Source organism: Mesorhizobium sp. M7A.F.Ca.CA.002.09.1.1, from assembly GCF_003998555.1.
Lineage (GTDB): Bacteria > Pseudomonadota > Alphaproteobacteria > Rhizobiales > Rhizobiaceae > Mesorhizobium > Mesorhizobium ciceri.
Window position 1 is genome coordinate 1 of record NZ_RZRR01001537.1, and the last position, 549, is coordinate 549.

At 67.4% G+C, this 549-nt stretch carries 1 pseudogene; it reads left to right on the top strand.

Going from position 1 to position 549, the window contains the following annotated elements:
• Window positions 1–549 (top strand): annotated as a pseudogene (locus EN994_RS34510) (two-component sensor histidine kinase); the annotation flags it as partial.

Genomic DNA, 549 nt, shown 5'->3' on the forward strand with positions numbered 1-549 from the left:
TCGGCCGCAAATGGCGGCCACGGCTTGCCACGGTCGTCGTCGCCATCCTGATCATGGTGATGGCCTTGCCACTGGTCGGCCTGTTCTTCTTCCGCCTCTACGAGAACCAGCTGATCCGCCAGACCGAGGCGGAGCTGATCGCGCAAGGCGCTGCCATCGCCGCCATCTATGCGCGGGATGTACGTGACGCCGGCATCCCACCGGAAAAGCTCGGTGCGCCGATGCCGGAGCCAAGTGGGGATTCAAGCCGCAGCGTCAATCCGGACCCGCTCTACAGGCCAATCGAACCGCAGCTCGATCTTGCCTCGGATTATGTCCTGCCGACCCGGCCGGCGGCGATGCCGGTGATCGTCGATCCCGCCTTCGCGGTGATCGGCGCGCGCCTGTCCGGCATCCTCGACGCCACCCAGAAAACCACGTTGGCCGGCTTCCGGCTGCTCGACCCCCGGGGCGTCGTCATTGCCGGGCGCGGCGAGGTCGGCCAGTCGCTCAGTGCGGTCGAAGAGGTGCGCACAGCACTTGCCGGCCACTATGCCAGCGCGCTCAGGC